General features: G+C 64.0%; 25 protein-coding genes. 16 read left to right on the forward strand and 9 right to left on the reverse strand.

The window, feature by feature from the left end; all coding sequences use genetic code 11:
- Nucleotides 1-58: 58 nt before the first annotated feature.
- The 5 genes from mltG to fabD form a co-directional block, all read right to left on the reverse strand.
- Nucleotides 59-1,315: an endolytic transglycosylase MltG gene (gene mltG, locus AC1DX6_RS28260; protein ID WP_477319468.1), complete on the reverse strand. Its 1,257-nt coding sequence runs from the start codon at nt 1,313-1,315 to the stop codon at nt 59-61.
- A 90-nt stretch (nt 1,316-1,405) separates the two neighbouring features.
- Nucleotides 1,406-2,668 carry a beta-ketoacyl-ACP synthase II gene (gene fabF, locus AC1DX6_RS28265; protein WP_477319470.1) on the reverse strand — a complete coding sequence of 421 codons (1,263 nt, stop codon included), beginning with the start codon at nt 2,666-2,668 and terminating at the stop codon, nt 1,406-1,408.
- A gap of 34 nt (nt 2,669-2,702) precedes the next feature.
- On the reverse strand, nt 2,703-2,939 hold the full coding sequence (locus AC1DX6_RS28270) for an acyl carrier protein (protein ID WP_056109445.1): 237 nt from the start codon (nt 2,937-2,939) through the stop codon (nt 2,703-2,705).
- Between the two features lie 190 nt (nt 2,940-3,129).
- On the reverse strand, nt 3,130-3,867 hold the full coding sequence (gene fabG, locus AC1DX6_RS28275) for a 3-oxoacyl-[acyl-carrier-protein] reductase (protein WP_477319472.1): 738 nt from the start codon (nt 3,865-3,867) through the stop codon (nt 3,130-3,132).
- Between the two features lie 67 nt (nt 3,868-3,934).
- The gene (gene fabD, locus AC1DX6_RS28280) at nt 3,935-4,876 is read right to left on the reverse strand and encodes an ACP S-malonyltransferase (protein WP_477319474.1); all 942 of its coding nucleotides are present in this window, start codon (nt 4,874-4,876) and stop codon (nt 3,935-3,937) included.
- A 231-nt stretch (nt 4,877-5,107) separates the two neighbouring features.
- Here fabD and AC1DX6_RS28285 point away from each other — a divergent pair, with 231 nt between their 5' ends.
- The 13 genes from AC1DX6_RS28285 (at nt 5,108) to AC1DX6_RS28345 (ending at nt 18,943) form a co-directional block, all read left to right on the forward strand.
- Entirely contained in the window at nt 5,108-7,069 is a 1,962-nt protein-coding gene (locus tag AC1DX6_RS28285) for an LTA synthase family protein (RefSeq protein ID WP_477319476.1), read from the forward strand.
- Nucleotides 7,070-7,380: 311 nt separating this feature from the next.
- The gene (gene rpsF, locus AC1DX6_RS28290) at nt 7,381-7,881 is read left to right on the forward strand and encodes a 30S ribosomal protein S6 (protein ID WP_477272221.1); all 501 of its coding nucleotides are present in this window, start codon (nt 7,381-7,383) and stop codon (nt 7,879-7,881) included.
- Complete coding sequence (rpsR, locus tag AC1DX6_RS28295; RefSeq protein ID WP_006203718.1) at nt 7,881-8,129, forward strand: 30S ribosomal protein S18; 249 nt, start codon at nt 7,881-7,883, stop codon at nt 8,127-8,129. Before rpsF ends, rpsR begins: the two co-directional genes overlap by 1 nt.
- A gap of 216 nt (nt 8,130-8,345) precedes the next feature.
- Nucleotides 8,346-8,930: a 50S ribosomal protein L9 gene (gene rplI, locus AC1DX6_RS28300; protein WP_477319478.1), complete on the forward strand. Its 585-nt coding sequence runs from the start codon at nt 8,346-8,348 to the stop codon at nt 8,928-8,930.
- Between the two features lie 177 nt (nt 8,931-9,107).
- The gene (locus AC1DX6_RS28305) at nt 9,108-10,391 is read left to right on the forward strand and encodes a class I SAM-dependent methyltransferase (RefSeq protein WP_477319480.1); all 1,284 of its coding nucleotides are present in this window, start codon (nt 9,108-9,110) and stop codon (nt 10,389-10,391) included.
- Nucleotides 10,392-10,496: 105 nt separating this feature from the next.
- Nucleotides 10,497-11,471 (forward strand): small ribosomal subunit Rsm22 family protein, encoded by a 975-nt coding sequence (locus AC1DX6_RS28310; RefSeq protein ID WP_477319482.1) that lies wholly within the window; start codon nt 10,497-10,499, stop codon nt 11,469-11,471.
- A 65-nt stretch (nt 11,472-11,536) separates the two neighbouring features.
- The gene (locus AC1DX6_RS28315; protein ID WP_477319484.1) at nt 11,537-12,031 is read left to right on the forward strand and encodes a P-loop nucleotide/nucleoside kinase family protein; all 495 of its coding nucleotides are present in this window, start codon (nt 11,537-11,539) and stop codon (nt 12,029-12,031) included.
- Between the two features lie 289 nt (nt 12,032-12,320).
- On the forward strand, nt 12,321-13,811 hold the full coding sequence (locus tag AC1DX6_RS28320; RefSeq protein WP_477319486.1) for a replicative DNA helicase: 1,491 nt from the start codon (nt 12,321-12,323) through the stop codon (nt 13,809-13,811).
- A 248-nt stretch (nt 13,812-14,059) separates the two neighbouring features.
- Nucleotides 14,060-15,463 carry a DNA repair protein RadA gene (radA, locus tag AC1DX6_RS28325; RefSeq protein ID WP_477319488.1) on the forward strand — a complete coding sequence of 468 codons (1,404 nt, stop codon included), beginning with the start codon at nt 14,060-14,062 and terminating at the stop codon, nt 15,461-15,463.
- 47 nt (nt 15,464-15,510) lie between these two features.
- Entirely contained in the window at nt 15,511-16,185 is a 675-nt protein-coding gene (locus AC1DX6_RS28330) for a CvpA family protein (protein WP_477319490.1), read from the forward strand.
- A gap of 130 nt (nt 16,186-16,315) precedes the next feature.
- Nucleotides 16,316-17,785, forward strand: a complete 1,470-nt coding sequence (gene purF / locus AC1DX6_RS28335) for an amidophosphoribosyltransferase (RefSeq protein WP_477319492.1) — start codon at nt 16,316-16,318, stop codon at nt 17,783-17,785.
- Nucleotides 17,786-17,833: 48 nt separating this feature from the next.
- Nucleotides 17,834-18,589, forward strand: a complete 756-nt coding sequence (locus AC1DX6_RS28340; RefSeq protein WP_477319494.1) for an SDR family NAD(P)-dependent oxidoreductase — start codon at nt 17,834-17,836, stop codon at nt 18,587-18,589.
- 132 nt (nt 18,590-18,721) lie between these two features.
- Nucleotides 18,722-18,943, forward strand: a complete 222-nt coding sequence (locus tag AC1DX6_RS28345) for a hypothetical protein (RefSeq protein ID WP_477319496.1) — start codon at nt 18,722-18,724, stop codon at nt 18,941-18,943.
- A gap of 36 nt (nt 18,944-18,979) precedes the next feature.
- On the opposite strand, the gene AC1DX6_RS28350 is transcribed toward AC1DX6_RS28345, so the two are convergent.
- A complete protein-coding gene (locus tag AC1DX6_RS28350) occupies nt 18,980-19,486 on the reverse strand; it encodes an OsmC family protein (RefSeq protein ID WP_477319498.1) in 507 nt (168 codons plus the stop codon).
- Nucleotides 19,487-19,755: 269 nt separating this feature from the next.
- Nucleotides 19,756-20,187, reverse strand: coding sequence for a nuclear transport factor 2 family protein (locus AC1DX6_RS28355; protein WP_477319500.1), 432 nt, complete (start codon nt 20,185-20,187; stop codon nt 19,756-19,758).
- A 329-nt stretch (nt 20,188-20,516) separates the two neighbouring features.
- Between AC1DX6_RS28355 and AC1DX6_RS28360 the strand changes: the two genes are divergently transcribed.
- Nucleotides 20,517-21,458 carry a DMT family transporter gene (locus AC1DX6_RS28360; RefSeq protein ID WP_477319502.1) on the forward strand — a complete coding sequence of 314 codons (942 nt, stop codon included), beginning with the start codon at nt 20,517-20,519 and terminating at the stop codon, nt 21,456-21,458.
- Nucleotides 21,459-21,592: 134 nt separating this feature from the next.
- Here the strand turns inward: AC1DX6_RS28360 and AC1DX6_RS28365 are convergent, their stop codons facing one another.
- Nucleotides 21,593-22,456 (reverse strand): LysR substrate-binding domain-containing protein, encoded by an 864-nt coding sequence (locus tag AC1DX6_RS28365; RefSeq protein WP_477319504.1) that lies wholly within the window; start codon nt 22,454-22,456, stop codon nt 21,593-21,595.
- 115 nt (nt 22,457-22,571) lie between these two features.
- On the opposite strand from AC1DX6_RS28365, the gene AC1DX6_RS28370 reads away from it, so the two are divergent.
- On the forward strand, nt 22,572-22,979 hold the full coding sequence (locus tag AC1DX6_RS28370; protein WP_477319506.1) for a tautomerase family protein: 408 nt from the start codon (nt 22,572-22,574) through the stop codon (nt 22,977-22,979).
- 159 nt (nt 22,980-23,138) lie between these two features.
- Nucleotides 23,139-25,361 carry an AMP-binding protein gene (locus AC1DX6_RS28375; protein WP_477319508.1) on the forward strand — a complete coding sequence of 741 codons (2,223 nt, stop codon included), beginning with the start codon at nt 23,139-23,141 and terminating at the stop codon, nt 25,359-25,361.
- A gap of 34 nt (nt 25,362-25,395) precedes the next feature.
- Here the strand turns inward: AC1DX6_RS28375 and AC1DX6_RS28380 are convergent, their stop codons facing one another.
- Nucleotides 25,396-26,211 (reverse strand): CDP-alcohol phosphatidyltransferase family protein, encoded by an 816-nt coding sequence (locus AC1DX6_RS28380; protein WP_477319510.1) that lies wholly within the window; start codon nt 26,209-26,211, stop codon nt 25,396-25,398.
- Nucleotide 26,212: the final 1 nt, after the last annotated feature.

Here is a 26,212-nt window from a genome sequence, read left to right on the forward strand (position 1 = left end):
CTTAGAGCGTCCCTGGCGCGTTCAAATGGACACGCGAGGGGCGATTTCAAAATCGGCGCTACTGGGCGGCTCCGGCATCGCCGCCGGCGTCGCCATTGTCACCGGTATCGCTGCCGTCAGCGTCATCGCCGGTTTCGGCCGGCTTGTCGGCGCCAGTCTGGTCGGCGCCGGTTTTGGCGGCATCTTCGGCCTGCTTCTTCTGCAGCGCCCGGTAGCGGGCAACGTTCTCATTGTGCTCTTCGAGCGTCGCCGCAAAGACATGGCCGCCAGTGCCGTCGGCGACGAAATAGAGATCACCGGTCTTCGACGGATTGGCGACGGCTTCGAGCGCGGCGCGGCCTGGATTGGCAATCGGCGTCGGCGGCAGGCCGTTGATCAGATAGGTGTTGTAGGGCGTCGGCTTCTGGATGTCGGACTGGTAGATCGGGCGGTCGGCCGGTTTGCCCTTGCCGCCGAACAGGCCGTAGATAATGGTCGGGTCGGATTGCAACCGCATGCCCTTGGCCAGCCGGTTGAGGAAGACGGCAGCCACGCGCGAGCGCTCGTCACCCCTGCCCGTCTCCTTCTCGACGATCGAAGCCAGCGTCACGAAGTCCTCGACATTGGCCAGGGGCAGGTCGGGCGCGCGCCGCTGCCAGACGTCGTCGACCAGCTTCTTCTGGTCGGCCAGAAGCTTGTCGACCATCTGCTGGCGCGTGGCGCCACGGGTGAAGCGCAACGTGTCGGTGGCGAGGCTGCCCTCCAGCGGCATGGCCGCCGGCATGTCGCCGGTCAACGCTGCCTGATCGGCGATGCGCTGCATCGCCTGCTCGACGGTCAGCCCTTCGGGAATGGTCAGCGAATACATCACCGACTTGCCGCTCTTCAAAAGTTCCATGATCTCGCGCATCGAGGCCTTGGGCTTGATCTCGTATTCGCCGGCCTTCAGCGCGGAATCGTTGCCGTAGGCGCGCACGCCAAGGCGGAAGATGCGGGCATCGCTGATCAGTCCGCGCCGCTCGAGCTGGTCGGCGATATCCTGGACGCCGGAGTTCGACTTGACCAGGAACGTGTCACCATTGGCCGAAGGGCCGGCCTCGTTGAATGCCTGCTTGCCAAAATAAAGCGTGATGCCGGCCGCCAAAACCATCAGCATCACCGAGGAGATGACGAAGTTCATGAACACGACGACCTGGCTGCGCGAAGCGCGCGAACGCCGCGGCGGCGGTGTGCCGGCTTCAGGCCGCAATGCCTCGCTGGCCGTCTTCGGCACGATCGGACCGGGAGCAGCCTGTCGCTGCCCGAATTCTCCGTTGCCTGCCGGATTTGTGTTCATTGTGCCCTGCCGTTTGATCTCTCAACGAATCCCCTCGGGCAGAGTAGGGGCGAATATGGCAAAATTGACGACAGCGCGTTGACGGGCCGGTCAGCCATTGTAGCGCTGGAAGACGAGCGAGGCGTTGGTGCCGCCGAAGCCGAAGGAATTGGACAGCGCCACATCGATCTGGCGGACCCGCGGCGTGTTCGCCACCAGGTCGATCGCCGTCTCGCGCTCGGGGTTGTCGAGATTGATGGTCGCCGGCGCGATGTTGTCGCGAATGGCAAGGATCGAGAAGATCGCCTCGGCAGCACCCGCCGCCCCCAGGAGATGGCCAATCGACGACTTGGTCGACGACATCGAAATCTTCGACGCGGCATTGCCGACCAGCCGCTCAACAGCGCCGAGCTCGATGGTGTCGGCCATGGTCGAGGTGCCATGGGCGTTGATGTAGTCCAGATCGGACGGGGTGAGCTTGGCCCGGTTCAACGCCGCGGTCATGCAGCGGAAAGCGCCGCCGCCGTCTTCGGCAGGCGCAGTGATATGATAGGCGTCGCCGGTCAGGCCGTAGCCAGTGACCTCGGCATAGATTTTTGCGCCACGCGCCTTGGCGTGTTCGAGTTCTTCCAGCACGACAACGCCGGCGCCCTCGCCCATGACGAAGCCGTCACGGTCGCGGTCATACGGACGCGAGGCTTTTTCCGGCGTGTCGTTGCGCTCGGTGGACAGCGCCCGGCAAGCGGCGAAGCCGGCAAGCGAAAGCCGCGTCACCGGCGATTCGGCACCGCCGGCCAGCATCACGTCGGCGTCGCCGAAGATGATCAGCCGGGCGGCATCGCCAATGGCGTGCGCGCCGGTCGAACAAGCGGTGACGACGGCGTGGTTGGGGCCTTTCAGCCCGTGCCGGATCGACACTTGCCCGGACACCAGGTTGATGATGTTGCCAGGAATGAAGAATGGGCTGATGCGGCGCGGGCCGCGTTCCTTCAGGATGATGGCGTTTTCGGCGATGCCTTCAAGGCCGCCAATGCCGGAGCCAATCATGACGCCGGTGGCGCAGCGCTCCAGCTCGTTCGCAGGCTCCCAGCCGGAATCCTTCAGCGCTTCGTCGGCGGCCGCGATCCCGTAAAGGATGAAGTCGCCGATCTTGCGCAATTCCTTGGGCTCGAGCACGGCTTCGGGATTGAGCGTACCGTTGGAGCCATCACCGCGAGGAATGACGTGGGCGATCTTGCAGGCAAGATCTTCCACTTCAAACTCGGTGACGCGCTTCGCCGCACTGCGGCCGGTCAGAAGTTCCTTCCAGCTGTGCTCGAAGCCCATGCCGAAAGGCGAAACCAGGCCAAGGCCCGTGACGACGACACGCCTCATCGCAGGTCCTCCCCGGTGATGCCTGCGAAAAGCCTCAGGCCGAGGCCTTGTCGATGTACTTCACAGCGTCGCCGACGGTCAGGATGGTCTCGGCCGCATCGTCGGGAATCTCGACGCCGAACTCTTCTTCGAACGCCATGACGAGTTCGACCGTGTCGAGGCTGTCTGCGCCCAGATCATCGATGAAGCTCGCCTGCTCCGTCACCTTGTCGGCTTCGACGCCAAGGTGTTCGATGACGATCTTCTTGACGCGCTCTGCGGTGTCACTCATTTGGGGCATCCTCGTCTTTTGTTTGTCTGTCTTCGTTAGCGGGCAGAATGCCGCTAATCAAGCTGAAAGATGGTCCTGCCGGAAACGCAACGGCGACGGACCGGTTTTTGCCCGAACCGCCGGGTTGCGGGCCGCATTACACGAAAAATAGCGCGCGTCCAAGCCGAAATGGGGTGTTTTCCCGCAACTGTTAGATCATTGCCATGCCGCCATTCACATGAATGGTCTGGCCGGTAACGTAGGCCGCCTCGTTGGAAGCGAGATAGGCGACGGCAGAGGCGACTTCGGCGCTGGTGCCCATGCGCCGGGTCGGGATCGCTGCCATGATCGCCTCTTTCTGCTTGTCGTTGAGTTTGTCGGTCATTGCCGATTCGATGAAGCCCGGAGCGACGCAGTTGACGGTGATGTTGCGGGTGGCGATCTCCTGCGCCAAAGACTTGGAAAAGCCGATCATGCCGGCCTTGGTGGCACAGTAATTGGTCTGGCCGGGATTGCCGGTGACACCGACCACCGAGGTGATGTTGATGATGCGGCCGTGCCGGCGCCGCATCATCGGATGGGTTAGTTCGCGGGTCAGCCGAAACACGGCGGTCAGGTTGACCTCCATCACGCTGTCCCAGTCGGCGTCCGCCATGCGCACGAACAGCCCGTCCTTGGTGATGCCGGCATTGTTGACCAGAATGTCGACGCCTTCGAGATCGGCCTCTGCCTTCTGGCCGAGCGCCTTGACCTCGTCGCGGTTGGCGAGGTTGGCCGGAAAAAGTTTGACCCGGTCGCCGAGTTCGGCGGCTAGCGTCTCCAGTTTCTCGACGCGCGTGCCATGCAGGCCGACTATGGCGCCTTGCTCATGCAGTATCCTTGCGATCGCCTCGCCAATGCCCCCCGATGCGCCGGTGACGAGCGCCTTGCGGCCGGTCAATTCGAACATTTTTGTCTCCTGATCCAAGCGAGCCCCCTTCGCAGGGGTGGGGTCAATCACAGTCAATCACAGTTGATTATGCAAGCCCTGCCAGCGCCGCCTCGGCATCGGCCGCCGTGCCGACTGCGCCGGTGGCGATGTCGCGGTTGATGCGCCGCGCCAGCCCCGACAGCACCTTGCCGGCGCCCACTTCGTAGAGCGTGGTAACACCGTTTTGGCCGAACCACTCAACCGTTTCGCGCCAGCGCACGCGGCCGGTCACCTGTTCGACCAGCCGGCTGGCGATAGCGTCCGGATCGCTGGTCGGGGTCACCGACACGTTGGAGACGACGGGAACAGCCGGTGCGTTCTTCGTCACGCCGGCCAGCGCCTCGCGCATGACCTCGGCCGCCGGCGCCATCAGCGCCGAATGGAAGGGGGCGGAGACCTGCAGCATCAAGGCCCGCTTGGCGCCTTTTTCGGTGCACAGCTTCGCCGCCAGTTCGACCGCGGCCCTGGCGCCGGAGATGACCAGTTGGCCGCCGCCATTGTCATTGGCAATCTGGCAGACTGAGCCTTTGGAAGCCTCCGCGCAGGCGGCTTCTACATCGGCCTGCTCCAGGCCGATGATCGCCGCCATGGCGCCCTCGCCGGCCGGCACCGCCGCCTGCATGGCGTTGCCGCGAATGCGCAACAGCCGGGCGGCATCGGCGACGGACACGAAACCGGCGGCGGCAAGTGCCGAATATTCGCCGAGCGAATGGCCGGCGACATAGGCGACCTTGTCCTTCAGCGAAAAGCCGCGCGCTTCCAGCGCCCGGATCGCCGCCAGCGACACCGCCATCAGCGCCGGCTGGGCATTGGCGGTCAGCGTCAGCGTCTCCTCCGGCCCTTCCCAGATCAGCTTCGACAGGTTTTCGCCGAGCGCTTCGTCGACCTCCTCGAAGATCCGGCGCGATTCTGGAAAGGCGTCGGCAAGGTCCTTGCCCATGCCGACAGCCTGGCTGCCCTGTCCCGGAAAGGTGAATGCGACGGCCATGTGAGGCTCCAGAGGCTGGTTTTTCCCTGCCTGTGACGCAAGGCGGGCGGCCAAGTCAAGTCCACCGGGGGTCAATCGCGACCGGTTTCGGCACGGCTTCACTGGGCGAGTGTCTGATCCAAAAGGCTTTTTGGCGATCACTCATGATGAAAACCGAACACGATTCGTTTGCTGGCTCTTCTCATTTTCGCCACAGGCGCTAGCTTTGCGTGACAGTTCGATGACAATTCGATGACGCATTTGTTGCGGGCCGGGGATATTAAGGTGGCAAACCGTTTGAAGCGCGCTGGCAAGGCCGCGCCGCAGTTTCTGGAAGGCGATCCGTCCACCGGCTATCTGCCGGGCCGGAAATGGCCTGTTATCCGCTATGGCCTGCTCAGCCTGCTCGCGTCCGCGATCCTGGTTTTCGCAATCGAACTGATCGTGCGCGGCGACTTCATGGGCACTGTCGGCTTCTTCCTGCAGCCGTTCAAGCCGGGCTGGACCACCATCATTATCTTCGCGCTGATCCTCATCGGCCTCGATGCCGTGCTCGGCCGCAGCCACCAGAGCCTGATGATCGTCGCGCCGCTGACGTTGGCGCTTGCGTTTGTCGGCCACCAGAAGTCGCTCTATCTTGGCGACCCGCTCTATCCCACCGACTTCCTCTACTCCCGCCAGATCGTGGCGCTGATGCCGCTTCTGGTGCGTGATCGCCCGGGAACCGCCATCATGATGGCGGTTGGCATCGTCGGCGGGCTGTCGCTGCTCGTCTATGGTTGGCGGCTGTGGCGCCGCCGGGTGCCGGCGCTCAGCCACAAAGGCCGGCTTGCCCGGCTGACGCTGACCGTGCCGCTGCTCGCCTTCGTCGTCTCGATCATGGACTATGCCACCTTCTCGTGGACCCGGGATCGGCTGCAGATCATCCCGATCATGTGGGACCAGAAGGAAAACTACGCCTCAAACGGCTTTGCGCTCGCCTTCGCGCTCAACGTGCCGATGGCCCATGTCTCGGCGCCGGCGGGCTACTCCGAAAAGGCGATCGCGGCGATCGACAGGTCCGATGTGACGGCCTCGGTGCCGGCAGAGAAGCCCGACATCATCATCGTTATGAGCGAATCCTTCTGGGATGCGACCAAACTGCCGGGCGTCACCATCACGCCCGACCCGATCCCCAATGTGCGGGCGCTGCGCTCAGGCTATATGTTTTCGCCCGAATTCGGCGGCATGACCGCCAACATCGAATTCGAGGCGCTGACCGGCTTTTCCAATGCCTTCCTGCCGGCCGGCAGCATCCCTTACCAGCAGTATGTGCGCACGCCGACGCCTTCGCTGGCGACGTTCCTGAAAAGCGAGGGCTACAGGGCGCGCGCCATCCATCCCGGCACCAACTGGTTCTGGAACCGCGGCGCGGTCTATGCCGATTTTGGCTTCAACGACTTCAAGTCGGAAGAAAACCTGCCCTATCTGGAAAAGCGCGGACCCCTGGCCTCGGACGCGGCGATGACCGACGAGATCATCCGCGAGGCCGATGCCAGCGACGATCCGGTGTTCTTCTTCGCCGTCAGCCTGCAGAACCATGGCCCCTACGAGCCGCATCGCTATTACAATCCGACCCACAAGGTCGAAGCGCGGATCAGCCCGTGGGCGCGTGAATCGCTGTTGAGCTATGCCGAAGGCTCCGCCGACGCCGACCGCGGCCTGGAGCGGCTGATCGAATGGGCGAAGAAGCGCGACCGGCCGACGGTCATCGCCTTTTTCGGCGACCATCTGCCGCCGCTCGGTCCGGTCTATGTCGAGACCGGCTTCCTCAAGGACAATGTCGCGCCGCGCAAGGAGCCATCGGCCGAGGCAGCGCTTGAGCATCACCAGACGCCGCTGATCCTGTGGTCGAACCGGACCGGTCCGGCCGAGGACATGGGCGCGGTCAGCCCGGCCTTCCTGCCCTACCACATCCTGACCATGGCCGGCATCAGCCACCCCTATTACACCGGCTTCCTCGGCGCATTGCGCGAACACTACCGTGTCGTCGACCGCAATCTGCTTTTGACGCCTGCGGGCGACGCCACGCCCGACTGGGCACGGCAGAAGACGATCGATCCGGCGATCAACGACTTCCGCCTGCTGCAATACGACATGATGTTCGGCAAGCGCCACGCAGCGCCCGACTTCTTCCCCGAAACGGTCGACAAGCTCGTCGCCCATACGAGCTGAGGCCGGCGTTTTCGGCCCTGCGACGCCAAGGACACTGCCTGCAACGCTGCTTGCGCTTGCCTTCCAGCCGGATTGCTGTATAGACGCCCGCAATCTGCCGGTCCTTGCTGGGGGCTGAACGGAGGGCCGGAGGTTTTATGCAAAACCTTCGTGTGAAGCCAGAAGCGCTTCCGCCTCCCGTGTCTCCGCTCTCGACCGTCTCGAAATGCTCCTTTCTTCCCCGCCCCCTCAAGGGATCAGCGGGTCAGAGAAGTTGCAGAGGCTTTTGCCGCGAGAACCGGGAGAGAAACGAAGAAAGGCACTGAACCACTATGGCTCTATACGAACATGTGTTTCTTGCCCGGCAGGACCTCTCGCAGCAGCAGGTCGATGCGCTTGTCGAACAGTACAAGGGTGTCATCTCCGCGAATGGCGGGTCCGTCGGCCGGGTCGAGAACTGGGGATTGAAGTCCCTCACCTACCGGGTCAACAAGAACCGGAAGGCATACTACACGCTTATGGACCTCACCTGCCCGCCGGCAGCGCTCAACGAGATGGAGCGCCAGATGGGTCTGTCCGAGGACGTGCTGCGTTTCCTGACCGTCAAGGTCGAGGCGCATGAGGAAGGCCCGTCGGCCATGATGCAGAAGCGCGAAGAGCGCTCGGAACGCGGCGGCTTCGGCGACCGCGACCGTGGCGATCGTGGCCCGCGCTCGTTCGGCGACCGTGATCGCGGCGACCGTGGCGATCGTCCGCCGCGCTCGTTTGGCGACGCTGGTGCCGATCGTGGTCCGCGCCGTCCGCGCGAAGGCTTTGAAGGGGGTGCAGAATAATGGTCGACATCAATCAGATCCCGACCCGGCGCCCGTTCCACCGCCGCCGCAAGACCTGCCCGTTCTCCGGCGCCAACGCGCCCAAGATCGACTACAAGGACGTGCGTCTCTTGCAGCGCTACATTTCCGAGCGTGGCAAGATCGTGCCGTCGCGCATCACCGCCGTCAGCCAGAAGAAGCAGCGCGAACTCGCCAAGGCGATCAAGCGCGCCCGCTTCCTCGGCCTGCTGCCCTACGTGGTTCGCTAAGACTTTCGAGCGGGCGGTTCGCCGCCCGCTTTTTTCTCCCCACGGCGACGGGCGCCGCAGGGTTTGCTTCAAATCCCGGGTTGAGGTGAGAACCTCTAACTGCCGCGACAGGCAGGACAGCGACACCAGCGCCCAAGGCGCTCAAGCTTCCTGACCTGTTCCAGACAATTCGGCGCCGATCCCATGGATTGGCGCCTAAACCAAAGGAACAAAACCATGGAAGTCATTCTTCTCGAACGCGTTTCCCGCCTCGGCCAGATGGGCGACACCGTCAAGGTCAAGGACGGGTTCGCCCGCAATTTCCTGCTGCCGCAGGGCAAGGCGCTGCGCGCCAACGAAGCCAACAAGAAGAAGTTCGAGGGACAGCGCGCCCAGCTCGAAGCCCGCAACCTCGAGCGCAAGTCGGAAGCCTCAGAGGTTGCCGAAAAGCTCGACGGTAAGAGCTTCATCGCCGTGCGTTCGGCTGGTGAAACCGGCCAGCTCTACGGTTCGGTGTCGACCCGCGACATCGCCGATCTGCTGACGGCTGGCGGCTTCTCGGTCAACCGCAACCAGATCCTGCTCAATCAGCCGATCAAGACCATCGGCCTGACCAATGTGGCGATCGCGCTGCATCCGGAAGTCGAGGTCACCATCACCCTCAACATCGCCCGCACGGCCGACGAAGCCGAGCGTCAGGCCAAGGGCGAGACGCTGACCACCGCCGAAGCCATCTATGGCGACGACATCAACGACAACGCCCGCCCGGAAAACTTCTTCGACCCGAACACCGAGTTCGAAGGCGGCGAAGAGAACGCCTGATCAAGTCTGCGGGAGCGCCAGAGAGGCGCTCCCTCATCACTTTGTCGGCATCCAGCATTTGTGGACCAATGCCCGGGCCTCTTGCCCGGGCATTTTTGTGCCAAGCGGAACTTTTCGAAACCCTATATATTGTTGCAGAATTGGACAGGCTGTCTGACCGAAAGGGGACAATTGGTCATGAATATTCTGCTCAAACGGGTTCTCGACCGCCTGGTGCGCACGGGCAGTCTCAAGGTTACCGGACCCAAGGGCGCGTCAGTGGTGTTCGGCGACGGCAGCGGCGAGATGGTGCACATGCACATCAAGACCGCGCATGCCGAGCGCGCCATCACCTTCGACCCGATGCTGGCGGTGCCGGAAGCCTACATGGACGGCGAACTTGATATAATCGAGGGCGGCGCGCTGGGCGTGATGCGCATCGCCTTCCAGAACATGGGCAGCGGCGGTATCGACGCCACCTGGGCGAAGGCGATCGAGGGCCTGCGCCACGCTTTCCGCCGCCTGCAGCAGATCAACACCGCGACACGGGCACGCCGCAACGTACAGCGCCACTATGATCTGTCGGGCGACCTCTACCGGCTCTTCCTCGACGAGGACATGCAGTATTCCTGCGCCTATTTCGAACAGCCTGATATGACGCTCGACGAGGCGCAAGCGGCCAAGAAGCGCCATATCGCCGCCAAGCTTCGGTTGAAGGCCGGCCAGACGGTGCTCGACATCGGCTCCGGCTGGGGCGGGCTTGGCCTGTTTCTGGCAAGATCCTTCGACGTCGACGTGCAAGGCGTGACCCTGTCCACCGAACAGCACGGCGCCGCCACCGACCGGGCGCACGCGCAGGGCCTGGAAAACCGCGTGCATTTCGAACTCAAGGACTACCGCGAGCTCAACGAGCGCTTTGACCGCATCGTTTCGGTCGGCATGTTCGAACATGTCGGCGTCAACCACTACCGCACCTTCTTCGACAAGTCGGCGACGCTCTTGAAGCCGGACGGCGTCATGCTGCTGCACACGATCGGCCGCTCCGGCGTGCCGTGGGCAACCAGTGCCTTCATCCGCAAATACATTTTCCCGGGCGGCTACATCCCCTCGCTCTCCGAAGTGATGCCGGCGATTGAGAAGTCGGGCCTCGTCGTCACCGATGTCGAGATTCTGCGGCTGCACTATGCCGATACGCTGAAGCACTGGAGCCAGCGCTTTGCCGCCAACCGCGACAAGGCCAAGGCGATCTATGACGAGCGCTTCTGCCGCATGTGGGAGTTTTATCTGGCCGCCTCGGAAGCCGCCTTCCGCTGGCAGGATCTGGTGATCTTCCAGATCCAGATCGCGAAGAAGAACGATACGCTGCCGGTGGCCCGCGACTACATCGCCAAATGCGAGAAGGCGCTGGAAATGCGCGAGATCGGGCATCGCCACGAGCAGCCGGCGGCCAAGCCGGCTCGACGCCGCAAGGTGGCGGATTAGGAATAGACCGCCGAAGCTACCAATCGGCCATTGTTCTTGCCATTGCCTGCCCAACCATGAAAAAGGTCTCGTTATCGCGAGACCTTTTTCATGAGTGCCTGAACGATGGAACTGCCTGCCCCACTGCGACAGGGCGTCGAGCGCATCCTCGAAACGGTGCCGCTGCCGGTGCTCAAGCAAGCGGCGAAAACGCTGTCGGACCGCTACCGCGCCGAATTGCGGGACGGCCGCCTGCACATGGCCGAAGATATGGCGGTCAAAGCCTATCTGGCGACGCGGCTGCCGGCGACCTATGCCGCCGTCCGCGCCAGCCTCGACCAACTGAATGCGGCCCGGCCGGATTATGCGCCAAAGACCTTGCTCGACGTCGGCGCCGGCCCCGGCACGGTGCTTTGGGCGACGACCGACCTCTGGCCCGATCTCGAACAGGCGGTGCTGCTGGAAGCCAGTGCCGCAGTGCGCAAGATCGGCCAGTCGCTCGCTCTTGATGTCATCGCCGCCACGACAGACTGGCGCGCGGGCGACGTCACTATCGATCTTGGCGATCTCAAACCGGCCGATCTCGTCACCTGCGCCTATGTGCTTGACGAGATCGCGCCGGCATCGCTGCCGAAGCTCATCGGTCGGCTCTGGCAATTGACAGGTGATACACTGCTGATCGTCGAACCCGGCACGCCTGCTGGCTGGCAGCGCATCCTTGCCGTGCGCCGGCAGCTGATCGAGGCCGGCGCGCATGTGCTTGCCCCATGCCCGCATGACGCGCCCTGCCCTGTCAGCCCACCCGACTGGTGCCATTTCGCCCGCCGTGTCGCCCGCTCGCGCCTGCACCGGCTGGCCAAGGACGCCGACGTGCCGTGGGAGGACGAGAAGTTCATCTATGTCGCCGCCTCGCGGCAGGCCGCGTCCTCACACCCCGCGCGGGTGATCGCGCCGCCGAAATCGGGTTCCGGCAAGGTGTTGCTCAAACTATGCCAGCCCGACGGTAGCGCCAGCGAGACACTGTTCACCAAGCGTGACGGCGAGCTGTTCAAGGCTGCGCGGCGGCTGGACTGGGGCGACACACTTGGCGCTGACGACTGATCCGGCGGAGAAATCGTGGGCTTGTCGTGCTGGCAGGGAAACATCGGGCCGGGTATCCTGCTGATATGGAACACGGCAACCCAGCAACTTTGCACCTCCTTTGCGGAAAGATCGCCGCGGGGAAGTCGACGCTTGCGAGGCGCATTGCAGCGCGACCGGCGACCTTGCTCATCAGCGAAGATCACTGGACCTCACATCTGTTCTCGGATGAGCTGAAGACAATCGACGATTACGACCGTCTTTCAGCGCGGCTGCGCGTTGCCATGGCACCGCACATTGTCGATATCTTGCAGCAAGGCCTTTCGGTGGTTCTGGACTTTCCGGCGAACACTGTCAGCCATCGCGACTGGATGCGTTCGCTGATCGCCCAAGCCGGTGTGGCCCACGAGCTGCATCTGCTCGATATGCCCGATACGGTCTGCAAGCAAAGGCTCCTGGAGCGAAACAGACGTGGCGAACATCCGTTCCAGGTCAGCGAAGCGGACTACGATCTGTTCACAAGCTACTTTGTCCCTCCGCAGCCCGACGAAGGCTTCAACATCGTTACCCACACATCCTGAGCGGACAATCGAGCGCGGCCGGATTCACAGGTGTGATGAAGCCAACGGCAGGACACCTTAGCTCACGAGGTTCCGTCGATTGTTCTTGCTTCGTTCCTGACGCTCCCGTAGAATCACCAACTGGCGAGTCAACTGGAATCGGTGCCCGGGAATTCTGTCCTGTGGACGGCTTGCCGTCCCCTGTGAAAAGCGTGCATCAACGCTGATTGGGCGCAACTGATGCATATAAGTCAGCACCGGATCTTTCGCGTTCTGGTATCGAGGAGCCGGGATCGAAATCGGGGACATCATGGCTGAGGCAGCACGCAAATTCGGCGTGGCGGAAACACCGCTCTATCGCGAGGCACCAAACAACATCGAGGCCGAGCAGGCGCTGCTCGGCGCCATCCTCGTCAACAACGATGCATTCTACCGTGTCTCCGACTTTTTGAAGTCCGGCCATTTCTACGAGCCGCTGCATCGCAAGATCTTCGAGGTCGCGGCTGAACTCATCCGCATGGGCAAGGTGGCGACGCCGATCACGCTGAAAACCTTCCTGCCGGCCGACGAGAAGGTCGGCGACATGACGGTGGCGCAATATGTCGTGCGTCTCGCGGTCGAAGCCGTCACCGTCGTCAACGCCACCGACTATGGCCGCGCCATTTACGATCTGGCGACGCGGCGCGCGCTGATCACCGTCGGCGAGGACATGGTCAACATCGCCTATGACGCTCCGGTCGACATGTCGCCGTCCGAGCAGATCGAGGATGCCGAGCGGCGCCTGTTCGAACTGGCCGAGACCGGGCGCTACGATGGCGGCTTCGAAAGCTTCACCGATGCGGTCAAGACCGCCGTCGACATGGCCAATGCCGCCTATATGCGCGACGGGCATCTGTCGGGCCTTGCCACCGGCATGCGCGACCTCGACCGCCGCATGGGTGGCCTGCAGTCATCCGATCTGATCATCATCGCCGGACGCCCGGGCATGGGCAAGACATCTTTGGCCACCAACATCGCCTTCAACATTGCCGAGATGTATGAGCCGGCGCAGCAGGCGGATGGCTCGTTCAAGGCGGCCAATGGCGGCGTCGTAGGCTTCTTCTCGCTGGAAATGTCGTCCGAACAGCTCGCCACCCGCATCATTTCCGAACAGACGGAAATCTCGTCCTCGAAAATCCGCCGCGGCGAGATTTCCGAGATGGATTTCGAGAAGCTGGTCGCTTGCTCGCAGACAATGCAGAAGATTCCGCTGTTCATCGACCAGACCGGCGGCATTTCGATCGCCCAGCTGTCTGCCCGCGCGCGCCGCCTGAAGCGCCAGCGCGGCCTCGACCTCATCGTCATCGACTATATCCAGCTGATGCAGGGTTCCAGCGCCAAGTCCTCGCAGAACCGCGTGCAGGAAATCACCGAGATCACCACGGGCCTCAAGGCGTTGGCCAAGGAACTGGCCGTGCCGATCATCGCGCTGTCGCAGCTGTCGCGTCAGGTCGAAAGCCGCGAAGACAAGCGCCCGCAGCTCTCCGACCTGCGCGAATCCGGCTCAATCGAGCAGGATGCCGACGTGGTGATGTTCGTCTATCGCGAGGAATATTATCTGAAGAACCGCGAGCCGAAGCCCGGCACCGACGAATACATGAAGTGGCAAAACGAGATGGAAGAGATGCGCGGCAAGGCCGAGGTCATCGTCGCCAAGCAACGCCACGGCCCGACCGGCTCGGTCAGCCTCGCCTTCCACGGCGAATTCACGCGGTTTTCCGACCTTGCCGAAGAGCATCATTTGCCGGATCGGTTTGAGTAGCTTGTCCGAAATCGAAGCAAAGATGGGGGATCTTGGCGCTCTACGGCGCCCCCCTCTGTCCTGCCGGACATCTCCCCCACAAGTGGGGAGATCGGCTGTCGCCCACTGCGGCGCTCTTCGTTGCAACGTTGAAAATTGGCGAAACCTTTCGCGCAATCCGATCTCCCCCCTAATGGGGGAGATGTCCAGCAGGACAGAGGGGGGCGCGAAGGATCACTACGCTCGCCAATTGGCGGGAAGGTAACAGCGTGGCTAAATCCCGCGTTCAGTTCATCTGCCAGAATTGCGGATCGGTGCATCAGCGCTGGGCCGGCAAATGCGATGCGTGTGGCGAGTGGAACACGCTGGTCGAGGAAGGCACGTCGGGTGGCATCGGTTCGGGTCCGGCCAACACGCGCAACGCCCGCAAGGGCCGCGCCGTGGTGCTGACCACGCTGTCGGGCGACATCGAGGATGCGCCGCGCATCATCTCCGGCATCGGCGAATTCGACCGCGCCACAGGCGGCGGGTTCGTGCGCGGCTCCGCACTTCTGGTCGGCGGCGATCCCGGTATCGGCAAATCGACGCTTTTGACCCAGGCTGCCGCCGCACTCGCGGCAAAAGGCCACCGCATCGTCTATGTCTCGGGCGAAGAGGCGGTCGCCCAGATCAGGCTGCGCGCGCAGCGGCTTGGCGTCGCCGACACCCCGGTCGAACTCGCCGCCGAGACCAATGTCGAGGACATCCTGGCGACAATCGCCGATGGCAAGCGGCCTGACCTGGTGATCCTCGATTCGATCCAGACGCTGTGGACCGACATGGCCGATTCGGCGCCCGGCACCGTCACCCAGGTGCGCGCCTCCGCCCAGGCAATGATCCGCTATGCGAAATCCACGGGCGCGGCGATCGTGCTGGTCGGCCATGTCACCAAGGAAGGCCAGATCGCCGGCCCGCGCGTCGTCGAGCACATGGTCGACGCCGTGCTCTATTTCGAGGGCGAAGGCGGCCACCATTACCGGATCCTGCGCACGGTGAAGAACCGTTTCGGGCCGACCGACGAGATCGGCGTCTTCGAAATGTCGGACAAAGGCCTGCGCGAGGTCGCCAACCCGTCCGAGCTTTTCCTCGGCGAACGCCATGCGAAATCGCCGGGGGCCGCAGTTTTTGCCGGCATGGAAGGCACCAGGCCGGTGCTGGTCGAGATCCAGGCGCTGGTGGCGCCATCGTCGCTCGGCACGCCGCGCCGCGCCGTCGTCGGCTGGGACGGTGCCCGGCTGTCGATGATCCTGGCGGTGCTCGAGGCCCATTGCGGGGTGCGTTTCGGCACCCATGACGTCTATCTCAACGTCGCCGGCGGCTACCGGATTAGCGAGCCCGCCGCCGATCTCGCGGTCGCGGCGGCGCTGGTTTCCTCGCTCACCGGTCTTGCCCTTCCCGCCGATTGCGTCTATTTCGGCGAAATCAGCCTTTCGGGGGCGGTGAGACCGGTGGCGCATGCGCTGCAGCGCCTCAAGGAAGCCGAAAAGCTGGGTTTTGCAAGTGCGGTTCTGCCCTTGGGCAGCGAGGAACTTGCCGGGGGGATAGGGGCCGGCGCTTTCCAGCCCACCGAGCTTGCCGATCTCGTGGCGCGCATAGCCGGCTCACGGCGCAGCCGCGCCGACGAGGAAGAGTGACGCGGCTCGCCGAGCCGTGAAAAGAAAATCGGAGTGGGGCGAAAAACATGCCGATTACGCTGCTTGACGGAATTCTTGTCGGCTTCACCCTGGTTTCGGCGATGCTCGCCATGGTTCGCGGCCTTTCGCGCGAGATCCTGTCCGTCGTCTCCTGGGCAGCGGCGGCAGCGGCGGCGTTCTTCTTCTACAAGCCGGTGCTGCCCTATATCCAGCCTTATGTCGAAAACGACAAGATCGCCATGGCGGCTGCCGCCGGCGTCGTCTTCATCATCGCGCTGATCGTCGTTTCCGTCATCACCATGAAGCTCGCCGACTGGATCATCGATTCCAGGATCGGCGCGCTCGACCGCACCCTCGGCTTCCTCTACGGCGCGGCGCGCGGCATCCTGGTGGTTGCAGTGGCGCTGTTGTTCTTCAACTGGCTGGCCGGCGCCAAGGCACCGGCGTGGATCGCCAACGCCAAGTCGAAGCCGCTTCTGGAATCGATCGGCGCCAAGCTCGAAAGCCTGCTGCCCGAGGATCCGGAAAACGCCATCCTCAAGAAGCTCAATCCGAATCAGCCGGCCGCGCCCGAGGCGCCCCCGGCAGCCGACGCGCCGGCAGCCGATGCGCCTGCAACCGGCGACGATGCCGATGCGCCGGCGCCCGACGACAGCGAGACCGACGCGCCGCCGGCCGACAATGCGCCGGCCACTCCGGCCCCGGCTGCGCCGGCAAACTGACTTTTGGCAGGATGGCGCCCGCCAGACGGCGCCATCTTCGAACTGACGATGATGTGAACGCCGCGCGGCATGCGTTGCTTTCGACGCGCTATCACCTTATATGGCGATTTTAGCGGAGCTTGAGCCCCACATGGCAGACGCAGACGACGTGCTTTCCGCCGAGGCCGACGATCATTTCCACGACGAATGCGGTGTGTTCGGCATTTTTGGCCGGCAGGATGCAGCGGCAATCGTCACGCTCGGCCTGCATGCACTGCAGCATCGCGGCCAGGAAGCCGCCGGCATCGTGTCCTATGACGGCACCCAGTTCCATGTTGAACGCCATGTCGGCCTGATCGGCGACACCTTTACCAAGCAGCGCGTGATCGACAGCCTGCAAGGCAACCGCGCCATCGGCCACACCCGCTACGCCACCACCGGCGGCGCCGGCGTTCGCAACATCCAGCCGTTCTTCGCCGAGCTTGCCGATGGCGGTTTCGCCGTCGCCCATAACGGCAATCTCACCAACGCCATGACCGTGCAGCGTGCGCTGCAGAAACAGGGCGCGATCTTCTCGTCGACCTCCGACACCGAGACGCTGCTGCATCTGGTCGCCACCAGCAAGGAGCGCGATCTGAATTCGCGCTTCATCGATGCGGTGCGGCAGGTCGAAGGCGCCTTCTCGCTGGTGGCGATGACGTCCAAGAAGATGATCGGCTGCCGCGATCCGCTCGGCATCCGCCCGCTGGTGCTCGGCGATCTCGACGGCGCCTGGATCCTGGCCTCCGAAACCTGCGCGCTCGACATCATCGGCGCGCGCTTCGTGCGCGACCTGAAGCCCGGCGAAATGGTCGTCGTCACCAGCAAGGGCATCGAGAGCCTGTTCCCGTTCGAGCCGCAGAAGACCCGCTTCTGCGTCTTCGAATATGTCTATTTCGCCCGACCCGATTCATCGGTCGAAGGCCGCAATGTCTATGAGGTGCGCAAGCGCATCGGCGCCGAACTGGCGCAGGAAAGCCCTGTGGAGGCCGACATCGTCGTGCCGGTGCCGGATTCGGGCACGCCGGCGGCGATCGGTTTTTCCCAGGCCGCGGGCATTCCCTTCGAACTCGGCATCATCCGCAACCACTATGTCGGCCGCACCTTCATCCAGCCGGGCGATTCGATCCGCCATATGGGCGTCAAGCTCAAGCACAACGCCAACCGGCGCATGATCGAGGGCAAGCGCGTGGTGCTGGTCGACGATTCCATCGTGCGCGGCACCACAAGCCAGAAGATCGTGCAGATGGTGCGCGATGCCGGCGCCAAGGAAGTGCATATGCGCATTGCCTCGCCGCCGACACGCGCTTCCTGCTTCTATGGCGTCGACACGCCGGAGAAGTCGAAGCTTCTGGCCTCGCGCATGTCGGTTGAGGAGATGGCCGAGTTCATCCGCGTCGATTCGCTCGGTTTCCTCTCGATCGACGGGCTCTATCGCGCCGTCGGCGAGACGGGCCGCGACAATGAGCAGCCGCAATTCTGCGACGCCTGCTTCACCGGCCAGTACCCGACCCGCCTGCTCGACTTCGAAGGCCACGACAATGTGCGCACGCTGTCGCTGCTGGCGACGAGCGGGGCATAGGATTGGCGGACCGCCATTTTCCCTAGTCAAGTTTCCGGAATCCATCGCATGACCCTCGACCTTTCCGGCCGCGTTGCGGTCGTCACCGGCGCCTCGCGCGGCATCGGCTACTTCATCGCCAAAGAGCTTGCCGCTGCCGGCGCGCATGTCATCGCCGTTGCCCGCACGGTTGGCGGGCTGGAGGAGCTCGACGACCAGATCAAGGCCGAACACGCCAAAACCGGCAAGGGCGAAGCGACGCTGGTGCCGCTCGACCTCGCCGACATGGCCGGCATCGACCGGCTGGGCGGCGCCATCCATGAGCGCTGGGGCAAGCTCGACATCCTCGTTGCCAACGCCAGCGTGCTTGGCGTCATTTCACCAATCGGTCACATCGAAGCCAAGACCTTCGAGAAGGTGATGACCATCAATGTCACCTCGACCTGGCGGCTGATCCGCTCTGTGGACCCGCTGCTCAGGCTTTCCGATGCCGGCCGCGCCATCTTGCTGTCCTCCAGCGTCGCGCATTCGGCACGCGCCTTCTGGGGGCCCTATGCGGCCTCGAAAGCGGCGGTCGAAACCATGATGCGCTCGTGGGCGCATGAGACGCAAAGTCTGCCGCTGCGGGTCAATGCCGCCGATCCTGGCGCCACGCGCACCGCCATGCGGGCGCAGGCCTTGCCTGGCGAAGATCCGGAGACGTTGCCGCATCCCTCGGAGATCGCCCGGCGCATCGTGCCGCTGGCAAGCCCGGACCTGAAAGAAACCGGGCTGATCTTCCAGGCCAAGCACAACCGGTTCGTCGCCTACCGGCAGCCGGAATAGGCCTGCTTTGGGATGCCGGCATCACGGGGCTGTGATGTCGTCGTGGAAGGCTGCGCGACGGCCACGCTTTCCCCATCGGTGCGAAGTTGATAGGATCACCCGACTCCCACAACAGCAGAACGAGGAATTCCCATGGCTGCTCCAAGCGTAGCGTTGGTCTGGTATCTGGTGATCGCCGGGCCGCAAGGCGGCATGGTGGTGCTGCCCAGCACCTTCGACACCCGCGAACAATGCACCAACGCCGTCACCGAATATCAGAAGCAGCCGTCGCCGGCCGGCTGGGCGGTGAACTGCGTGCCGAGCGCCTCGCCCTTCACCGACGAGGGTGATGCGGAAGAGCCGGCGGCGCAGTAAAAGCTTGGTCTGCCCCTCCGGGGGAGATTGGCAGCGTCAGCGCCGTGCGCTGACCGTCATTTCCGGTTTGGTGTTGATTGTCTGGAACACCACGCAGTAGCGTTCGGTCAGCTTGAGGAGCGCATCGATGCGCTCCTGCGGCTCGTCGGTGTCGAGGCTGAAACTCAGCCGTATGGCGCGAAAGCCGACCGCCGCGTCCCTTGCCACACCCAGCGTACCGCGAAAGTCGAGATCGCCTTCGGCCTCGACCGTGGCGCCGCCCAGCTTGAATTCCAGCGCCGTCGCCACCGCCTTCAGCGTCACCCCGGCACAAGCCACCAACGCCTCCAGCAGCATGTCGCCCGAGCACAGTTCGAGCCCGGAGCCGCCGGTTGCCGGATGCAGGCCGGCCACCGCCAGCGCTCTGCCCGTCTCCACCTTGCAGGCGATCGACTGGTCGTCGATCGAGCCCTTGGCGCGAAGCGTGATAAGCGCCCGCGAGGCATCGTCGCGATAAGCCTCCTTCAGCGGTGCCTGCATGGCCTTCAGTGCGGTGGCGTCCATTTCCGATCCTTTTCGATAGTCCTTTGGCGCCATGGCGCCCGCCAGGGTTTGGAACGAAGCGATTGCGCGCGGTTGCGTCCATGTCTGCCGTTCATGGCGGCCACATGCTGATGCAGGTTCGGCCGGCCAAGACCAACGGCCAGGTTCGGGAACAACTACATACCAGATTTCGCGAGCCTGAGCCGAACGGGCCTTCCCCCCTTCAAGGCCCAAATACCCCTTGGGCGCATAGCCCAGCGAAGCTGTCTCCGCCGCGGGCGGTGATAAGGTCAGGAACCGGTTCCACTGCTGGCTGTTGGCGGACGGCGCCCGGAGAGGGCTTCAACCGCCTCTTCGATGCCGACAACCTGCCGCTCGACGTCCTCCAGATACAGGCGCCCGGCCACAATCTGACCCTCGATGATCTCGAACAGCGTGACCCCGCGCACCTCGAAGATTTGCCCGTCGCTGCGAGTGCCTGACCAATGCCATTCGCTCCACGTCGTGTCACCGTCTTGGACCGAGCGCGTGACCGCAGCATGGAAGTCAGGTATTCCAGAGAACATGGCCTCCCAGTTGGCGCGCATCTGGTCCCGCCCGACGAAGGCCCTGCTCGGGTGCGCCGGCTGAACGCTCCTATAGTTCTCGTGGATGAGAGCGGTGACGGCATCGAGGTGATGCGCGTTCATCGCCATCACCAGTCGATCGATCACCTCGGTCATCGAAACTCCCGGACTTATACAGCGCACGCGCCGGCCAGCCCTCTCCGTGGTCCGGGACGCGCCATGCCATTCGTGGCCTCGAAATTACCTGATTAAGCTGTAGCCGTCCAGCATTGCAACACGCCGAGAACGCGCGTCCGCCGCCTCGCATAACAGCATCAGCGATCACTGCGGAGTGGTTTTGTCAGCGCAAGCATCGGCCGAATGAAAGGCCGCCAGTCCCTGCCCCAACACAAGCCCGAAGTTGGCTTAGCTGCATCAGCCCTTGCCATGGGATCGTAGCTGCTGCTGACAGCAAGGTGTCAGGACAGGAAGCGTAGTCTGGTGACATGGCTGACTCTCTCGATCGACCTGAGACGCAGGTGCAAGGCGCGCCCGACCTCGCCGCCGAGCGCACCCTTGGCATTATCCTGGTTTCGTCGTCGGCGGCCGTCTTTGGCCTGACCGGCGTCTTGACCAAGTCGATCCATACCGACCCGCTGACCATCATCTGCTGGCGCGGCTTTGTCGGCTCGATCCTGGTCGCACTCTACGTGCTGTGGCGACGACACCGTTCCGGCGGCCGCGAAAGCCTGCGGCTGGGATGGCGGGGCTGGCTGCTGGCGGTGGAAGGGGCGCTGGCCAGCATTGCCTTCATCTCGGCGTTCAAATTCACCTTCGTCGCCAATGTCGCCATCATCTACGCCACCGCGCCCTTCGTCACCGCGCTGCTGGCCTGGGTTCTGACGCGTGAACCATTCCGATTGCAGACAATGGTCGCCGCCACAGTGTCGCTTTGCGGCGTGGCAATCATGGTGTGGTCCGGATTCGGCACCGGCCACCTGTTCGGCGACGGGCTGGCGCTGCTGATGACGATCGGCAGTGCGCTCTACATGATCATGGTGCGCGCCTTCCGCGACACGCCGGTGGTGTGGGCGGGTGCGGTGTCGGCATTCCTTTTGTTCGTACTCGGCTGGTTCGTCACCGATCCGCTGGCGGTGTCGGCCAGGGACGCCCTGCTGCTTGCCACGTTTGGCGCCTCCTTCGCGCTGTCCTCGATCCTGTGGACGGAGGGCGCTCGGCTCATCCCGGCGACCGAATCCGGCCTGCTCGGCTCGGCCGAAGTGCCGTTCGCGATCCTGTTTGCCTTCCTGTTCCTGGGCGAGATCGCGCCGGCCGCCAGCCTGATCGGCGGCGCCATCGTTTTGTGCGCGGTGTTTGCGCATGCCGGCCGCGACTGGCTGGTGGCCAGACAGAGTGTGGTCGACACGCAGAGCGCGCCTGTTGCCTGAAAAAAATTTTCGATGTCACGGAACCATCATCGGACTCACGCATTGTTGGTGCGACGGGCCACCCCCAAGTCCCCCCAAACCCCTCGGCCCGTCCTACTTAGAAGCCGACCGCAAGGTCGGCTTTTTCTTTGCGTTCAGGGCGGAGCAACCGACAGAGCAAGGTTGCCGCTGAGCAGCGCCGCCAGATCCTGCGCCGGACGGTCGGCGCCCTCACGCAGCCGGATGGCGAATTCGGCAACCGGAACCGGCGGCAGGCCAAGCTCGCGCGGCGCTTCGACAATGCCGGAATGGGCAAAGCGCGTCGTCCGCAACGTCAGCGCAATGCCGGCAACCACCGCGGTGCGCAAGCCGGCCAGGCTGGCGCTGCCTGCGGCGATGCGGTAGCGGCGGCCGGCGGCGTCGAAGGCCGCAATTGCTGCTTCGCGAAAGCCGCAGTACGGATCGAGCAGCGCCAGTGGCACCTCGTCCTGGCGCGAGACCAGCCCCTTTTGCGAACAGAGCCAGACCATCGGCTCGCGCAGCACGCCGACTTCGTCCGCCGAAGCGGCCTGGCGCATGGCGATCGCCAGATCGAGCGAGCCGGATTGCAGCCCCTGCCCAAGTTCGGCGGAGCGGCCGACGCGCAGTTCGATGCGGACGCGCGGATGGCTGACGGCAAAGGCCCTGAGCAGCTCAGGCAGGCCGCTGTCGGCGAAATCCTGCGTCGTGCCGATGGTGACGCGGCCGTCAGCGCGCGCGCCCTTCAGCGCCAGCCACGCCTCGCTGTGCACGGCAAGGATGCGCCTGGCATGTCCCACCAGATCCTCGCCGGCCGGCGTCAGGCCGCGACCGCGCCCCTGTGCGAGAAGCAGCGGTTCGCCGACAATCTCCTCCAGCCGCTGCATCTGCGTCGTCACCGCCGAGGGTGAACGGCCGACGGTCGATGCCGCCTGCGCCAGCGAGCCGCCGTCAACGAAGGCGAGGAAGGTTTTCAGAAGGTCGGGATCGAGCGTTTGCATAATTTGACATTATCGAATCATAAATTAAAAACAATTCGATTTTTCTGATCTATGGGTCGTGACATGGTCTCCTCAACGGCGAACAGACGCCGCGAGAAACCAAGGAGACAAGAACATGCCGATCATCAATGTGAGCGTCACCGGCAAGCCCAACGCCACCCTTTCCGCAGCAATTGCCAAGGAAGTGACCGAACTGACCGCAACGCATCTGCGCAAGGATCCAACCATCACCGCGGTTGCCATATCCTATCTCGACCCGCAGCACTGGTTCGCCGGCGGCAAGTCGCTGGCCGAGCACGGCGCCAACACGTTCTGGCTCGACATCAAGGTGGTCGACGGCACCAACACCAAGCTTGAGCTGGAAGCCTATCTGAAGGCGATCTTCGCCGCCTTCGGCCGTTTGCTGGGCGCGGTGCACGAGGAGAGCTACGCCTTCGTGCATGAAGTGCCGGCCGCAGCCTATGGCTATGGCGGCAAGACGCAGGAGTTCCGGTTTATCAGCGGGCGGTTGAAGGCGGCTTGAGACATCGGTGCCGCCCCTCATCCGCCCTTCGGGCACCTTCTCCCCGTGAACGGGGAGAAGGAAAAAGCTGCGCATTGACCTTGCCCGCACTTCGGCTAGGCTCTGCCCCGAAGCGGCCGGAAAAGAGCCGCAGCGTGAAAACGCTGGGAGAGATGCGGCATGTTCCTGACACTGGCGCTGCTTGCGGGTCTGGTTGTGGCCTGGCTGCTGATCGGCGTGGTGGAAAAATTCCGCCTCGGCCTGCGCTTCACCCAGGCGCTGCTCTACGTGCCGTTCAAGCTCGCCTACCGGATCGACGACGATCGGATGAAGATCGCGCGCGCGGCACCGGCGCCGGTCATCTATGTCATCTCGCACCAGTCGCGCTTCGAGCCGGCGCTGATGCTGTCGCTGCTGCCGGAGGACACGCTGCACATTCTCGACGAGGTCTCGGCGCGGTCGCCGTGGCTCGAGCCGTGGCGCGAGCTTGGCCGCACGATCGCCTTCAATGCCGAGCATCTCTTCGTCAGCCGCCGGCTGGTGCGGGTGCTGAAGGGCAAAGGCCGGCTCGCCGTCTATCTGCCGGATGCGGTCGAGCCTGACGTCAAAACGTTTCGGCTGTTTCGCGCCGTCACCCGCATCGCCATGCAGGCGGATGCCCGCATTGTCCCGATCTTCGTTGGTGGCGCGCGCAGCCTGCCGGTGTCGCTGACGCCGGCCGACAAGGCACCGCGGCACTGGTTTCCACACCTGTCGATCAGTGTGCTGGAGCCGATGACCATCGCCGAGCTTTTGGCGCAAAACCCCGACCAGTCCTCGAACACCAATGCGCTGTTCGATCGCGTCGCCGAGGCCCGGCTTTTCGGCACGAATCTCGATCGCGGCCTGTTCCTGGCCATGCGCGATGCCGCCGACCGGGTTGGCGCCTCGCATCCGATCATCGAGGACGTCATTTCAGGCGCGCTGAGCTACCGGAAGATGTTTATCGGCGCGCGGGTGCTGGGCCGCCGCTTCGAAGCGGTGACGGCGCCGGGCGAAGCGGTGGGTATCTTGCTGCCCAACGCCAATGGCGTGGTGCTGTCCTTCGTTGGCCTGTTGTCGGCCGGGCGGGTTGCGGCGATGATCAACTACACCGCCGGGCCGGCGAGCGTCACAGCGGCGGTGCGCACGGCCGTCATCCGCACCGTCGTGTCCTCCCGCGCCTTCATCGAGAAGGCCGGCATCGACGATATCGTCGCCGCGGTCGAGGCGGGCGGCGCGAAAATGCTGTGGCTGGAGGATGTGCGCGCCAGCGTGACAACGCTGGACAAGCTTGCGGCAGCGGCGCTCTGGCGTTTCCCGCTGCAGCCGCAGGATGCGGCCAAGCCGGCAGTGATCCTGTTCACCTCGGGTTCGGAAGGCACGCCCAAGGCAGTGGTGCTGTCGCACAAGAACCTTGTGGCCAATGCCATGCAGGCAGAGGCGCGCATCACCATCTCACCGGTCGACATCCTGCTCAACGTGCTGCCGGTGTTCCACTCGTTCGGGCTGACCGGCGGCACCATCCTGCCGCTGGTGACCGGGGTAAAACTGTTCCTCTACCCCTCGCCTCTCCACTACAAGATCATCCCCGAGATCGCCCGCAAGGTGAAGCCGACGATCATGTTCGGCACCGACACGTTCCTCGCCAATTACGCGCGCACCGCCAAGGATGGCGACTTCTCCAGCCTGCGCTTCGTCGTCGCCGGCGCCGAGGCGGTGAAGCCGGAGACGCGCCGCGTCTACCGCGAGCGCTTCCAGGCCGAGATCATCGAAGGGTTCGGGTTGACCGAGGCGGCACCCGTGGTTGCCGTCAACACCGCCATCCATGGCCGCGACGGCACGGTCGGGCGGCTCTTGCCGGCGATGCGCATGAAGCTCGAACCGGTCGAGGGCATCGAGGATGCCGGCCGGCTGTGGCTCGACGGACCCAACCTGATGATGGGCTACATGACATCGGACCGGCCCGGCGAATTGCAGCCGCTCGAGGGCTGGCACGACACCGGCGACATCGTCGCGGTCGACCGCGAAGGCTTCATCACCATTCGCGGCCGCGCCAAGCGCTTTGCCAAAATCGCCGGCGAGATGGTGTCGCTGGGCGCAGTCGAGATGCTGGTGCAGTCGCTGTGGCCGGAAGAGCGCCATGCGGCGGTGGCGGTGCCGGACAAAAGGCGCGGCGAGCGCATCGTGCTGGTCACCACCGCCGACGACGCCAACCCGGAAGAACTGCGCAAGTTCGGCAAGCAGGCGGGTGCGGCAGAGCTGATGGTGCCCAACGACATCGTCAAGGTCGAGGAAATCCCGGTGCTGGGCTCGGGCAAGACCGACTATGTCTCGACGCGGAAGCTGGCGATCGAGAAGCTGGGGCTGGGTGTAGCGGCTTAGCAAGCTCGAAACGTAGAGCGGGCGATGATCCAGCCTACCCTATATCCGAAGGCGGAACCTTCTCGCCCTCGCGCTTGGCGCGTTTCGTGTAGGCGCGGACGCTGAACGGCAGGAACAGCAAATAACCGGCGACCGACGCGGTCAGCGTGTACCAGGGATAGGTCATCAAAAGCAGGATGTAGAGCACGACGGCGAGGATGATCGGCAGAACCTTGTCGCCCGGCACTTTCAGGCTCTTGCCGGAATAGACCGGCAGCCGGCTGACCAGCAGGAAGGCGACCAGGATGGTGAAGCCGGTGGCGACAAAGGCGGCGGGGCGGCTGGGCTCGACGCCAACCCTGAGGAACGACAGATAGAGCGGCAGCATGACCAGCACGGCGCCCGCCGGCGCCGGCACGCCGACGAAATATTCGCTCTGCCAGATCGGGCGATCGTGATCCTCGTCGAGAACGTTGAAGCGGGCAAGCCTCAGCCCGCAGGCGATGGCGAACAGCAGCACCGCGATCCAGCCCGGCGATCCCGCCCGGTCGAGCAGGAAGGCATAGAGCACCAAAGCGGGCGCGACGCCGAAATTGACGATGTCGGCCAGCGAATCCATCTGCGCGCCGAATTTCGAGGTCGCCTTCAGCATCCGCGCCAGGCGCCCGTCAATGCCGTCGAGAAAGGCGGCCAGCAGCACCATCACCACCGCCGGCTCGAAGCGGCCTTCGAAGCCGAAGCGGATGCCGGACAGGCCGGCGCAGATGGCAAGCACGGTGACAAGGTTGGGCAGCACCATGCGCATCGGGATTTCGCGGATGCGCGGACCGCCGCTGCCATGCGCCTCGAATTTCTTGAATGGCGCGCCCATC

The organism is Mesorhizobium sp. P2_C4 (assembly GCF_056404575.1).